Source organism: Micromonospora sp. NPDC051006 (assembly GCF_044456245.1).
Taxonomy (GTDB): domain Bacteria; phylum Actinomycetota; class Actinomycetes; order Mycobacteriales; family Micromonosporaceae; genus Micromonospora.
The window spans coordinates 96,551-109,496 of sequence record NZ_JBITFP010000004.1 but is presented as its reverse complement, the minus strand read 5'-3'; the positions used below and the strand labels follow the sequence as shown (position 1 = coordinate 109,496).

General features: G+C 72.1%; 8 protein-coding genes and 1 riboswitch. Of the genes, 6 read left to right on the top strand and 2 right to left on the bottom strand.

The annotated features are described in order from the left end of the window. Nucleotides 1-134: 134 nt before the first annotated feature. The 5 genes from ACIBBA_RS09200 to ACIBBA_RS09180 are packed head-to-tail and all read left to right on the top strand — an operon-like array spanning nt 135 to nt 4,182. Nucleotides 135-485, top strand: a complete 351-nt coding sequence (locus tag ACIBBA_RS09200; protein WP_396695928.1) for an RrF2 family transcriptional regulator — start codon at nt 135-137, stop codon at nt 483-485. Next, nucleotides 482-1,501: a sulfate ABC transporter substrate-binding protein gene (locus ACIBBA_RS09195; protein WP_396695359.1), complete on the top strand. Its 1,020-nt coding sequence runs from the start codon at nt 482-484 to the stop codon at nt 1,499-1,501. The genes ACIBBA_RS09200 and ACIBBA_RS09195 overlap by 4 nt, the downstream gene beginning before the upstream one ends. Further along, nucleotides 1,498-2,346 (top strand): sulfate ABC transporter permease subunit CysT, encoded by an 849-nt coding sequence (gene cysT, locus ACIBBA_RS09190; protein WP_396695357.1) that lies wholly within the window; start codon nt 1,498-1,500, stop codon nt 2,344-2,346. The genes ACIBBA_RS09195 and cysT overlap by 4 nt, the downstream gene beginning before the upstream one ends. Then, a complete protein-coding gene (locus tag ACIBBA_RS09185; RefSeq protein WP_396695355.1) occupies nt 2,339-3,172 on the top strand; it encodes a sulfate ABC transporter permease in 834 nt (277 codons plus the stop codon). The genes cysT and ACIBBA_RS09185 overlap by 8 nt, the downstream gene beginning before the upstream one ends. Then, nucleotides 3,169-4,182: a sulfate/molybdate ABC transporter ATP-binding protein gene (locus ACIBBA_RS09180; RefSeq protein WP_396695353.1), complete on the top strand. Its 1,014-nt coding sequence runs from the start codon at nt 3,169-3,171 to the stop codon at nt 4,180-4,182. Before ACIBBA_RS09185 ends, ACIBBA_RS09180 begins: the two co-directional genes overlap by 4 nt. A gap of 56 nt (nt 4,183-4,238) precedes the next feature. On the opposite strand, the gene ACIBBA_RS09175 is transcribed toward ACIBBA_RS09180, so the two are convergent. Then, the gene (locus ACIBBA_RS09175) at nt 4,239-5,639 is read right to left on the bottom strand and encodes a PLP-dependent aminotransferase family protein (RefSeq protein WP_396695351.1); all 1,401 of its coding nucleotides are present in this window, start codon (nt 5,637-5,639) and stop codon (nt 4,239-4,241) included. A gap of 28 nt (nt 5,640-5,667) precedes the next feature. On the opposite strand from ACIBBA_RS09175, the gene ACIBBA_RS09170 reads away from it, so the two are divergent. After that, nucleotides 5,668-6,654, top strand: a complete 987-nt coding sequence (locus ACIBBA_RS09170; protein ID WP_396695349.1) for a DMT family transporter — start codon at nt 5,668-5,670, stop codon at nt 6,652-6,654. Between the two features lie 72 nt (nt 6,655-6,726). Here the strand turns inward: ACIBBA_RS09170 and ACIBBA_RS09165 are convergent, their stop codons facing one another. Continuing rightward, nucleotides 6,727-12,204: a carboxyl transferase domain-containing protein gene (locus ACIBBA_RS09165; protein WP_396695347.1), complete on the bottom strand. Its 5,478-nt coding sequence runs from the start codon at nt 12,202-12,204 to the stop codon at nt 6,727-6,729. Between the two features lie 342 nt (nt 12,205-12,546). Continuing rightward, a riboswitch (cobalamin riboswitch) is annotated at nt 12,547-12,780 on the top strand. Nucleotides 12,781-12,946 lie beyond the last annotated feature (166 nt).

Sequence of the window (12,946 nt, the reverse complement as noted above, 5' to 3'; positions counted from 1 at the left end):
CGGGGGGCGGGCCCTGTACGTCTCGGCGCGGACCGACTACGCCATGCGGGCGATGCTCGCGGTGGCGGCGCGGCACCCGGAGATCGTGAAGGCGGCGACGCTGGCCGCCAGCCAGGACATCCCTCCCCCCATTCCTGCGGAACATCCTGCTCGACCTGCGCCGCGCCGGCCTGCTGCACAGCCTTCGGGGCGCCGACGGTGGCTACTGCCTCACCCGTGGACCGGAAGAGGTCACGGTGGGCGACGTGCTGCGCGCCACCAACGGGGCGATCACCACGGTCCGAGGTCTCTCCGTGGACGCCGCCACCTACCAGGGTGTCGCCGCGGGACTGGGTGAGTTGTGGGGGGCGGTGCACCGGTCCGTCGCGGACATCGTCGACAACGTCACTCTCGCCGACCTGCTCGGGGCCAGCCACGAGCAGCCGTCGTCGTTGGCAATTTCGTTCTGCGCGGAGACGCGCCAAAGGAGGTTGGGTTCCCCATGAAGCACAGAGGTAGGGCGACCGTCGCTCTCGCGCTCGTGGCCGGGCTGGCACTGTCGGCCTGCGGGGGTGGGGCGTCGGCGGGCGACGCGACGACGCTGAGCATCGTCGGCTACGCGGTGCCCGAGGCGGCGAACAAGGCGATCGCCGCGCAGTGGAACAAGACCGACGCCGGCAAGGGGGTCCGGTTCCAGACCTCGTACGGCGCCTCGGGTGACCAGAGCCGGGCGGTGGTCTCCGGCCTCAAGGCCGACTACGTCCACTTCTCCGTCACGAGTGACGTGACCCGGCTGGTCGACGCCGGTCTGGTCGAGCAGAGCTGGGACGACGGCCCCAACAAGGGCATCGTCTCGTCGTCGGTCGTCGTGCTGGCCGTACGCAAGGGGAACCCGAAGAACATCCAGAGCTGGGACGACCTGATCAAGCCGGGCATCGGGATCGTCACGCCGAACCCCGGCTCGTCCGGCGCCGCCCGTTGGAACGCGCTCGCCGCCTGGGGACACGTCACCGCCAACGGCGGCAGCGACGCGCAGGGCGAGGAGTTCCTGACCAAGCTCTTCGCGAACGTGGTGGCGCTGCCCAACAGCGGCCGCGACGCCACGACCGCCTTCCTCGGTGGCACCGGCGACGTCCTGCTCGCGTACGAGAACGAGACGATCCTCGCCCGGCAGAACGGCGAGGAACTCGACTGGGTGCTGCCCGCGACGACCATCCTGATCGAGAACCCGGGCGCGGTCCTGAAGAACGCGAACCCGAAGGCGAAGGAGTGGCTCGACTTCGTCCTGGGCCCGCAGGGCCAGCGCCAGTTCGCGCTGACCGGCTTCCGCCCGATCATCGACGGCGTCGAGACCACCGGGGTCAAGGGCGCGATCGATCCCGACAACCCGTTCCCGGCGCCGCAGAAGCTCCTCACCGTGGAGAAGGACTTCGGCAGCTGGTCCGAGCTGTCCAAGAAGTTCTTCGACGAGAAGGACGGCATCGTCACCAGGGTCATCGCGGCCTCCGGGAAGGCGAAGTGAGCTCGACGGCACTCGCTCCGGGCCGGCCGGCGGACACCCGCCGGTCGGCCCGGGCCGGCCTACCGCTGAGCCGGGTCTCCGGCCTCGGGCTCGGGGTGGCGATGCTGTGGTTCAGCCTGCTGGTGCTCATCCCGCTGGCCGCCGTGGTCGTGACCGCGTCGCAGGGCGGCTGGAACTCGTTCTGGGAGACGGTGACCAACGAGCAGACCGCCGCCGCGATCCGCCTCACCGTCGGCACCGCGTTCCTCGTGACGCTGGTCAACGTCGTGATGGGCACTCTGATCGCCTGGGTGCTGGTACGCGACCGGTTCTTCGGCAAGCGGCTGCTGGAGATCCTCATCGACATCCCGTTCGCGCTGCCGACGATCGTGGCCGGCCTGGTGCTGCTGTCGTTGTACGGCCCGGGCAGCCCACTCGGGATCGACATCGCCAACACCCGCGTCGCCGTGTTCCTCGCCTTCCTGTTCGTGACGCTGCCGTTCATCGTGCGCACCGTGCAGCCGGTGCTGGCCGAACTCGACCCGGAGGTGGAGGAGGCGGCGGCCTCGCTGGGCGCGAGCCGGCTCACCACCTTCCGGCGGATCATCCTGCCGAGCCTCACCCCGGCCGTCGCGGCGGGCGCAGCGCTCTCCTTCGCCCGCGGAGTCAGCGAGTACGGCTCACTGGTCCTGCTCTCCGGCAACCTGCCCATGCGTACCGAGGTGGCGTCGGTGCGCATCCTGAGCAGCATCGAGAACGACAACCCGGACGGCGCGGCGGCGGTCGCCGTCGTGCTGCTCGCCATCTCGCTCGCCGTCATCGTCGTGCTCGACGTGATCCAGCGGAGGGTGGTGCGCCGTGGCTGACCGTTCCCTCGCCACCCGGGCCGGCCGGCGCGGCCCCGGCCGCCATCTGCTGCGGCTGGTGGTCACCGCCTACCTGTTCCTCCTCGTCGCGTGGCCGCTCTACCTCGTCGGGCGCAACGCGTTCGCGGCCGGTTTCACCGACCTGAACATCATCCTCACCGACCCCGACGTGGTGCACGCGCTGCGGCTCACCGTGGTCATCGCGCTCGTCGCCGTCGTGATCAACACGGTCTTCGGCGTCGGCGTGTCGATTCTGCTCGTCCGCTACGAGTTCCCGGGCAAGCGGCTGCTCAACGCGCTGCTGGACATGCCGCTGTCGGTCTCCCCCATCGTCGTCGGCCTCGCCCTCGCGCTGGTCTACGGCGGCCGCAACGGCTGGTTCGGGCCCTCGCTCGAGGCGGCCGGGCTGCAGATCATCTTCGCCGTGCCGGGCATGGTGATGGCCACGGTGTTCGTGGCGCTGCCACTGGTCATCCGGGAAGTCGTGCCGGTCCTGCAGGAGGTCGGCGACGAGCAGGAGCAGGCCGCCCGCAGCCTCGGCGCCAACGCACTGCAGACCTTCCGCCGGATCACCCTGCCCTCGATCAAGTGGGGCGTGATCTACGGGGTCGTGCTGAGCCTCGCCCGGTCGTTGGGCGAGTTCGGCGCGGTCAAGGTCGTGTCCGGCAACGTGCTGGGTCAGACCCGCACCGCCACGCTCGTGGTCGAGGAGAAGTACCTGAACTTCGACAAGGGCGGCGCGTACGCCACCGCCTTCCTCCTCGCCCTCGTCGCGGTGGCCGCCATCATCGTCGTATCCGCCATCAGGCCAAAGGAAGCCCGTTGAGTATCGAGATCGCCAGTGTCGGCAAACGGTTCGGCGGATTCGTCGCGCTCGACGACGTGTCGGTGAGCATCCCGGCAGGTCAGCTCACCGCGTTGCTCGGCCCGTCCGGCGGCGGGAAGTCCACCCTGCTGCGCATCATCGCCGGGCTGGAGCGGGCGGACAGCGGACGGGTCGAGATCGACGGAGTCGACGCCACCAACCTCGCACCCCAGAAGCGCAACGTCGGCTTCGTGTTCCAGCACTACGCGGCGTTCAAGCACCTGTCGGTGCGGCGCAACGTCGCCTTCGGACTGGAGATCCGCAAGCGCGGCAAGGACGAGATCCGTCAGCGCGTCGACGAACTGCTCGCGCTGGTGCACCTGGAGCAGTTCGCCGACCGGCTACCGTCGCAGCTCTCCGGCGGCCAGCGTCAACGCATGGCCCTGGCCCGCGCGCTCGCCGTCGAGCCGACGGTGCTGCTGCTCGACGAGCCGTTCGGCGCCCTGGACGCCAAAGTTCGCAAGGAGCTGCGCGACTGGCTGCGCCGGCTGCACGACGAGGTGCAGGTCACCACGGTCTTCGTCACCCACGACCAGGAGGAGGCGCTGGAGGTCGCCGACGAGATCGTGGTGATCAACGAGGGCCGGGTGGAGCAGATCGGGTCACCCGACGAGCTGTACGACAACCCGGCCAACGAGTTCGTCATGCGCTTCCTCGGCCCGGTGACGCAGCTCGGCGACCAGCTGGTGCGCCCGCACGACCTCCAGATCCGCACCGGCGACCCGGATCCGACCGACGTTCCCGCCCGGGTCACCCGGGTCACCCGCATCGGCTTCGAGATCCGGGTCGACGTCACCACCGCGGCCGGCCAGGACGTCGCCGTCACCCTCACGCGCAACGAGTTCCTCGCCCTCGGCATCGCAGCCGGCGCGGCGGTGTGGCTCCGGATCACCCCGAACAGCCCCACCACCACCGCGGCGGACTCCGGCCAGTCGCCGTCCACCGCACCGAGCCTCGCCGTGTCCCGCTGAGCGGCGACGAGACCCGACATCAGGAGACGGCGAGGTCGAGCAGCCGCAGGAGAGGATCAGGGCGTTCGCTGTCCGAGGGCGCGGGCGATGCGGCGGACGGCCTCGTCCATCAGCTCGGGTGGGGCCGCGGCGTAGGTGAGGCGCAGGTGCTGTGCCGGGGGTTCGGCGGCGTGCCATGGGCGGCCGGGGAAGACGATGACGCCTTCGGCGGCGGCCGCGGCGGCCAGCGCGACGTCGTCGACGCCGTCGGGCAGGCGGACCCACAGGTGCAGGCCACCCCGAGGGATCGTCGCCGGGACGAGTCCCGGCAGGTGGCGGCGTAGCGCGGTCAGCAGCGCCTCGCGCCGCGTCCGCAGCGCGGTGCGCAGGGCCCGGCGGTGCCTCGTCCAAGCCGGAGCGGTGACGATCTCCAGCGTGGCCTGCTGCAGCGGGCCGGCGACGAAGAAGTCGTCGAGCAGTCTCGACGAGCGCAGCCGGGCACCGGCTGGGCCGCGGGCGCCGATCGCGGCGACCCGCAGGCCAGGGGCGGCGGACTTGGTCAGCGAACGCAGGTAGACGACGTGCCCGTCCGGATCGTCGGCGGCCAGCGGTGACGGGGCTTCACCGTCGATGGTGAGGTCCCGGGCGTAGTCGTCCTCGATCAGGAACGCTCCGGCGTCGCGTACGGCTCCGGCGACCTGGGCTCGGCGGTGAGCGGCCAACGTCGCACCGCTCGGGTTTGCGTAGAGCGGTTGGCAGTAGAGCAGTCGCGCGCCGGTGCGCGCGAACGCGGCAGCGAGTTGGTCAGGGAGGACGCCGTCGGCGTCGGCGGGCACCGGCACCACCCGCAGCCCGGCCGCCCGGGCCGCGGCCATCGCCCCCAGGTAGGTCGGGGACTCGACGAGCAGGGTGTCGCCGGGTACGGCGAGCGCGCGCAACGCGGACGACAGCGCGGCCTGCCCGCCCGGGCAGATCACCATCTCGTCGGCGCGCAGTCCGGCGCCGGTCTCGCGGGCGAACCAGGCGCGCAGGTCCGCACGCCCCTCGGCCGGCCCACGCTGCCAGGCGGCGGGCTGACGGGCAGCGCGGGCGAGCGCGGCACCGAGCGCCGCAGCCGGCTGTAGATCCGCATCCAGGTAGCCGCCGGACAGCGGGATCGCTCCCGACGGCGGTAGCGCGAGCAACGCCTGCATCTCGTCCTCGCCCGGCCTGCGGGCCCCCAGCGCCACCGTCTGCCAGGACAGGTCGGGGGCGCGTCGCTCGTCCGGGAGTGCGGCCACGAAGGTGCCCTTCCCCGATCGCGTCTCGATCAGCCCCTGCGCCACCATCTGCCGGACCGCCTCGGCGACGGTCACCGGCGAGGCCTGGTGCCGAGCGGTCAACTCGCGCACCGAGGGCAGCCGGCTTCCGGGCTCCGCGACTGCCACGAGCCTGCGCAGATCTTGGATAACGCGGGCCACTGCGTTACCGTTTTCCATGAGGGACGAGAGTAGCGCTACTGGCGCCATGACGGTAACGGCCGATCGGGCCATCGGCCTGACCCTCGGCGCACTCGGTGTGCTCGCCTTCAGCATGTCGCTGCCGGCCACCCGCGTCGCCGTGCAGGAACTCGACCCGTGGTTCGTGGCCTTCGGCCGGGCCGTCGGTGCGGCGTTACTGGCCTGGGTCTACCTGGGACTCAGCGGCGCGCCACGACCCACCCGGACCCAGTGGCGGCGGCTGTCGATCGTCGCCCTGGGCGTCGTCGTCGGCTTCCCGCTCTTCACCTCGCTGGCGCTGACCACCCAGACCTCCGCGCACGGCGCGGTCGTCATCACCGTGCTGCCCGCCTTGACCGCCGTGTTCGCCGTGCTGCGGGCCGGCGAGCGCCCACCGCCACTGTTCTGGATCGCCAGCGTCGGCGGGCTGGTGGCGGTGCTCGCCTTCCTGGTCACCAGTGGGGCGGTGCACGGCGCACTGGCGGCCGCCGACCTGTTCCTGCTCGCGGCGGTCGTGTTGTGCGGCCTGGGATATGCCGAGGGCGGCGCGCTCGCCCGGGAGATGGGCGGCGCCCGGACGATCTGTTGGGCGCTGCTGCTCTCGCTGCCCGTCACCCTGCTCGTCACGCTCGTCGCCGCGGCGGCCCACCCGCCGCTCGCCGGCGCCGGCGCCTGGTCGGCGTTCGGTTACCTCACCGCGATCTCCATGTTCCTGGGCTTCTTCGCCTGGTACGCGGGGCTGGCCCGGGGCGGCATCGCGCAGGTCGGCCAGATCCAGCTCGCGCAGCCGGTACTCACCCTGCTCTGGTCCGTACTACTGCTCGCAGAGACCGTCAGCCCCGCCGCGATCGGGGCGGCGCTGGCGGTGCTGGCCTGCGTCGTACTGACTCAGCGCACCCGGGGCGCGGCGCAACCGACCTGGACGTCGCCGGCGACGCGTCACGCCGTGCCCCGCCGCGCCCGCGCCTGGCGGCGGCAGAGCCGCCGCCAGGACGTCGGGCCCGGAGCACGCTGACGCGGCGAAATCACGTCCTCGCGCGCGCCTGACGTACGAGCGGGCCGGCTTCCACCGTCACGGGCGAGGTCCTCACGGTTGGGCCGGGGCGCGCAGGCGGGACTCGATGGCCTCGATGATCCGTGGCCGCAGTTCCGCGGCACGGATGACCGCGTCCACGGAGCCGACCTCGACGGCGCGCTCGATGTTGTGCACGCGATCGAACTCCGTGGCCACCTCGCCGAGCTTCTCCGCGCGCACCGACGAGCGCAGCTCGTCGAGTTCCGCGGTCAACGCGGCGCGCTCGGTGCCGGTCGCGGCCGCGGCGCGCGCCTCCAGGTCGCGCACGCGCGGGTCGGCCGCGGTGCGGGCGTTGACGTCGCCGGCGAACACCACCGCGGCGGCCGGCGCGCCGCCGAGCACCGAGGCGAACGAGCCCTCCAGCGCGAGCACCGTCATGTTCGGGTTCAGCGCCTTCGAGAACACCACGAACGCGCCGCCGTGGTAGCGCGAGATCACGCAGAAGACGATGGGCCCGCGGAAGTTCACGATCGCCCGGCCGATCTCGGCGCCGTACTCCAACTGCAGCTTGCGCATCGACTCCGGCGAGCCGTCGAAGCCCGACAGGTTCGCCAGCACCACCAACGGCCGGTTGCCGCTGGCCGCGTTGATCGCCCGCGCGGCCTTCTTCGACGAGCGCGGGAAGAGCGTGCCCGCCGTGTAGGTGTCCGGGCCGTCGGTGGGCGGGAAGCCGCGCCGCGGCACGGACCGCGACTCGATGCCGACCAGGCTCACCGGGATACCGCCGAGGTGGATGTCCTGCACCACCGCGGTCTCCGCGTCGGCCATACCCGCCCAGCGTTCCAGCACCGGGTGGTCCTGGTCGGAGAGGGCGCGCATCACCGTCCGGATGTCGAACGGCTTCTTGCGGTCCGGGTTGGCCTCGGCGGAGAAGATCTCCCCGACCGTGCTGAACACGCTGCCCGGCACGTCGTGCGGGAACGCGGAGATGTCGCGGTCGACCGGGTCCGTGGTGGTCGCCCGCCGTGGCGCGTCCTCGCCGGGCGCGACGTACGTGTGGTCGTAGTGCGACATCATCACGTCCCGCGCGGCGGTCAGGTTCGGCGCCCAGTACTGCGCCTGCCCGTTGGGCCCCATCACCCGGTCGTAGCCGCCGATGCCGAAGTTGTCCTCGGCAGAGACGCCACCGGAGAAGTCGAGCGACTGCTTACCGGTGAGCACCATCGCCGAGTCCGGCGTCATCACCAGGATGCCCTTGGTGTGCATGAGCATCGTCGCCTCGGCGTTCCAGTACGGCTGGGCGCCGACGTTGATGCCCGCGACGACGATGTTGATCTCACCGCCGGCCTGGGTGAACTCGACGATCCGCTTGAGCGCCGCGGCCACCCAGTCCATGTTCTCCGTGCCCGAGGTCATCGAGATCCTGGCCCCGGCCGACAACGCCCACCACTCCAGCGGCACCCGCATCCGCTCCGCCAGGTCCAGCGCGGCGATCACCCGCCGGCACTCCGGCTCCGACAGGGCGCCCAGCGACTTCGTCGGGTCACCGAGCAGCACGACCCGGGTGACGCCCTGCGGGTGCCGCTCGGTCGGCGTGGTGAGCACCCCGGCGACGATCGCGGCGCTGTTGCGACCCCTCGGCCGGTCCACCGGCACCAGCGCGTGGTCGTCGTCGAGGTCGTGCTCGACGAAGTCACCGAGCCGGCCGGTCAACTCGTACGGGTACACCGTGTTGCGGCTGCTGGCCCGCAGCACCTTCAGCCGGTAGTCGTCGAGCGGCTCGACCGGTTCCACCGGCGGGGCGCCGATGCTCATCAGCTCGGCGCCGCCCGCGGCGTCGAAGGAGATCCGCAGTGCGATCTTCGTCAACTCGCCGGTCCGGCGGTCGCGCTGGCGGGCGATGAACAGGATCTCCTCCAGCCCGGCGCCCGCCGTCGTCGGGCGTACCCGCCCGGCGATCATCTGCATCTCCTCAGGGGTCAGCTCGCTCGGCGGCCAGACGTAGATCACGATGCGGTTGGTGTTGAAGCGCGTCTTCGACGGCCGCCGCGACTGGGCGCGGCGGATCGAGTCGAGGCAGGCGGCGATGGCGTCCTCGGTGGTCGGCAGCGCGACCAGCCGGCCGTCCTGCTCCCGCAGCTCGGTCAGGTCACGCACCTGCGCGAACGCGACGAGGCGCTCGTCCGACCGGTTCTCCCGCGCCACGCACTGGAAGAGATAGACCTCCTCGTCGGAGGACGGCAGCCGGGTCAGGTCGAACTTGTGCAGCCGCTCCAGCTGCATCCGCTGCGCGATGTAGGGGTGCAGGCCCCGGATCAGCCGGTCCTCGCTCATTCCCGCGCCCGACGGCCGGAAGGTGAAGTGGTGGTGCATCACCGCTCCGCCGCGACCCGCGACGGTGGTGGTGAGCCGGCGGACCTGGGGCGGCAGCGGGTGCGCGGCGATGACCTCGAGCAGCGCGGCCGCCATCGCGTCGAAGTCCTCCGGCTGGTTCTCCCAGCCGAGGTAGATGTCGGCGTCGACCTCGTCCGCGCCGGCGGCCAGCTCGGCGAGCCCGTGCAGCGCGCTGCCCAGCGCGTCGAAGCTCACCGCGGCGGACATCACGCTGGAGTCCGCGCGTTCGGCGACGACGAAGGTGCAGCCCGCCACCGGGCGGGTGTGGACGCTGGTGAGTGCCTTGTTGCCGTAGTACCGGCGGGTCAGCACCTCCAGCATGACCGCGTTGTCGAGGTGGTCGTGGACCAGCCGCTGGCCGAGCAGCCGCACCAGCGGCTCGGTGCTGCGTACCATCTGCGCGATGCGCTCGGTGCGGTCCGGCGCGTCCGGGTGCGTGTCCAGGTGGCGCAGGTGCCCGCGGACCTCGGCGTAGACGCGGGCGCGGTTGCGGCGCAGCAACGGCTGGGCGAACCAGGCGAACACCACCCCACGGGCGAGGTCGGCGACCGCGGGGAAGCGGACCTGCGTCGCGGCCACCAGCCGCTCCAGCGCGAGACCGGCCGGCTCGCGCAGCGTGTCGTCCGGCGGGGTCTCCCCCAGCCAGGCGCGCAGCAGCGTCGCGATGACCGTGGCGTCGGCGGACGCGCGCTGCTGGGCGAGGAAGATCCGGAACACGGCGGCTTCGAGTTCTCCCGAGCGCTCCAGGTCGGTGACACCGTAGTGGCCGAGCGCCTTGGCGAGCTTGGCCTGGAAGGCCGCCGGCAGCCCGGCCCGCTCCACGTCGAGGCTCTGCAGGTAGGTGTGGAAGTACTCGCGGGCGCTGTGCACGTGGGCGCCGCTCTCCTCACCGGTCGGCCGGTTGCGGCTCAGCTCGGTGAGATCGGCGAACACGTCGACGAGGTCGAGCTCCGCGGCCAGCGTCCGGTGACCGTCCTCGGTGGCCGCCCGCCGCGCGGTGAGGTATTCGTCGAGCACCCGACGCTCGTCGTGCGGGTCGACGTCGAAACCGAGCAGCAGGCCGCGCAGGTCCTCCTGACCGCGCAGGCTGCGCTGCAGCGCCGGGATCTGCTCGGGTACGGCGGGCAGGTCCAGCTCGACGGAGACGGCGGCCGGGCTGCTGGCGGCCTCGGCGGCCTCGCCGGCGAGGGGCTCCAGCCGCAACAGCGGCGCGCCCGCCTCCACCTGGCTGCCCACCGAGACGGCGCACTCCTTGAGCCGCGCCTTGAACGGCGCCCGCAGCACCGTCTCCATCTTCATCGCTTCCAGCACCAGCACCGGGGCGCCCGCCTCGACCTCGGCGCCGACCTCCAGCGGCGTGGCGACGACCAGCGCGGGCATCGGCGAGCGCAGGACGCCGCCCTCGTCCCGGCTGACCCGGTGCGTCACGCCGTCCACCTCCACCAGGTGGGTCGGCCCGTGCGTGCCGGTGAGCAGGCGGTACCGCACGCCGTTGACGACGATCTGGCCGGTGTGCCGGTCGAAGCGGTCGAGCTCGACGTCGGCGGTGCGCACGGCGTCGCCCGCCTCGATGCCGACCCGGAAGCGGTGCGCGCCGACCCGCGCCACGCGCATGCGGTAGGTGATGCCGCGCAGCTTGAGGTCGAGCGGCCGGCCGCTGGCATGTTGCACCTGCGGGCGTCCGCCGGACGCCGTGGACAGCAGACGCTGCCGCTCGACGCGCTCCTCCTCCTCGTACGCCTCGATGGCGGCCGCCGCGAGCGCGACCGCGGAGTGCCGGTGCGCGACGAGCCGGCCCTCGCCCCGGACGCGGTCGATCCAGCCGGTGTCCGCGCTGGCGTCGATCACCTCGGGCTGGTCGAGCAGGTCGAGCACGAAGCTCTTGTTCGTCGCGCCACCCTCGATGATCACGGTGGTGTTCTTCATCGCCCGGCGCAGCCGGCCGAGCGCCTCGTCTCGGTCGCGGCCGTACGCGATGATCTTGGCAATCATCGAGTCGAAATCCGCCGGGATGGTGTCGCCCTCGCTGACGCCGGTGTCCACCCGGATGCCCGGGCCCGCGGGCAGGTCCAGTCGCGCGATGCGACCCGGGGAGGGCGCGAAGTCGCGGTCGGGGTCCTCGGCGTTCAGCCGGGCCTCGATGGCGTGCCCGCGCTCGACCGGCGGCTCGCCTTCGAGGCGGCCACCGGAGGCCACCAGCAGCTGCGCCTTGACCAGGTCGAACCCGGTGGTGGTCTCGGTGATCGGGTGCTCGACCTGCAGGCGGGTGTTGACCTCGAGGAACGCGAACAGCTTGTCGGCGGGGCGGTAGAGGAACTCGACGGTCGCCGCGCCGCGGTAACCGACCGCGATGGCGAGCCGTTCCGCCGACGCCTTCAGCTCGGCCGCCTGCACGGCACTGAGCACCGGCGACGCCGACTCCTCGATGACCTTCTGGTTGCGTCGCTGCACCGAGCAGTCGCGCACGCCGAGCGCCCACGCGGTGCCCTCGCCGTCGGCGATCACCTGGACCTCGACGTGCCGGGCGCCGGTGACCAGGCGCTCCAGGAACACGATGCCGCTGCCGAACGCCCGCGCCGCCTCCTGGCTGGTGCGCAGGTAGGCGTCGGCGAGTTCCGACGAGTTCGTGACCACGCGGATGCCACGCCCGCCGCCGCCCGCGGTCGCCTTCAGCATCAGCGGGTAGCCGATCTCGGCCGCCGCCGCCAGGGCGGCGTCCAGGGTCTCGACCGCGCCGCGGCTCCACGGCGCGACCGGCACGCCGACCTCCTCGGCGAGCAGCTTCGCGCCAATCTTGTCGCCGAGCTGGCGCATGGCCTCCGCGCTCGGCCCGACGAAGGTGACCCCGATCTTCTCGCACAGCTCCGCGAACGCCGGGTCCTCCGCGACGAAGCCCCAGCCGACCCACGCGGCGTCGGCCCCGGTCTCCACCAGCGCGCGCTCCAGCACCCTCAGGTCGAGGTACGGGCGCGCGGACGCGGGACCGAGGTCGTAGGCGATGTCGGCCTCGCGCACGAACGTGGCGGCCCGGTCGACGTCGGTGTGCAGGGCGACGGTCTCGATCCGTGCCCCGGTCTCCGCGGCGATGTCCCGCACGGCGTGAATGAGCCGCATGGCGGCCTCACCACGATTGACGATGGCGACACGACTGAACACTCGACCGAGCCTTCCGATAGACCGACAACGCGCGCGGCGCGACACGGCAGCCGCCGACACGGTTCACCCTTCCCGCTACCGGCGGGCAGCGCCATGTCGAAAGTTGCGGAGACTCACAGCGCGCTTTGTAGGGAACCTACAAAGCGCGGGCGTGACACCAGGTCTCTCCCGGCCGCGGCGGCCCGCACCTTCATAGCAGTGTCACGCCGTGACGCGTCGACACCATGCCTCACGCCGTCGGTGGCGACGCCCACAAAGGCGTCGCTCCCGCTCACCCCGACTGTGTCCTCAGCAACACGCCGACACGACATCTGGTGTGCGCGCTTCCCACCTCCCCCATATATAGTCCGTGACGCAACTGGTTCAGCCGGGCATCCAACCCGGCTGAGGCAAGAGGGAACCCGGTGGAAGTCCGGGACTGCCCCGCAGCGGTGAGTGGGAACGAACGCCGTCACACAGCACTGGGCGACAACCGGCATCAGCCGAGCGCCCGGGAAGCGACGGTCAGTAGGAGGTCGCGATTCTTCGCGGCCGTGCCCGCGAGTCCGAAGACCTGCCAGTCGCGCCGCGCCGGTGAACCGTGCGCGGCGGTCCGAGGCCGCGCGGGACGGTCGACGGCTGCGACGTACGCCCTCGCGTGCGTCTCCGCCTGCCTGCGCGTGCTCCGGACCTCGTCGGATGCGAGCACGAGGAGCGACAGGTGACGGTCACACAGTTGGTGGCGGGCGACCCGGCGGCGGAG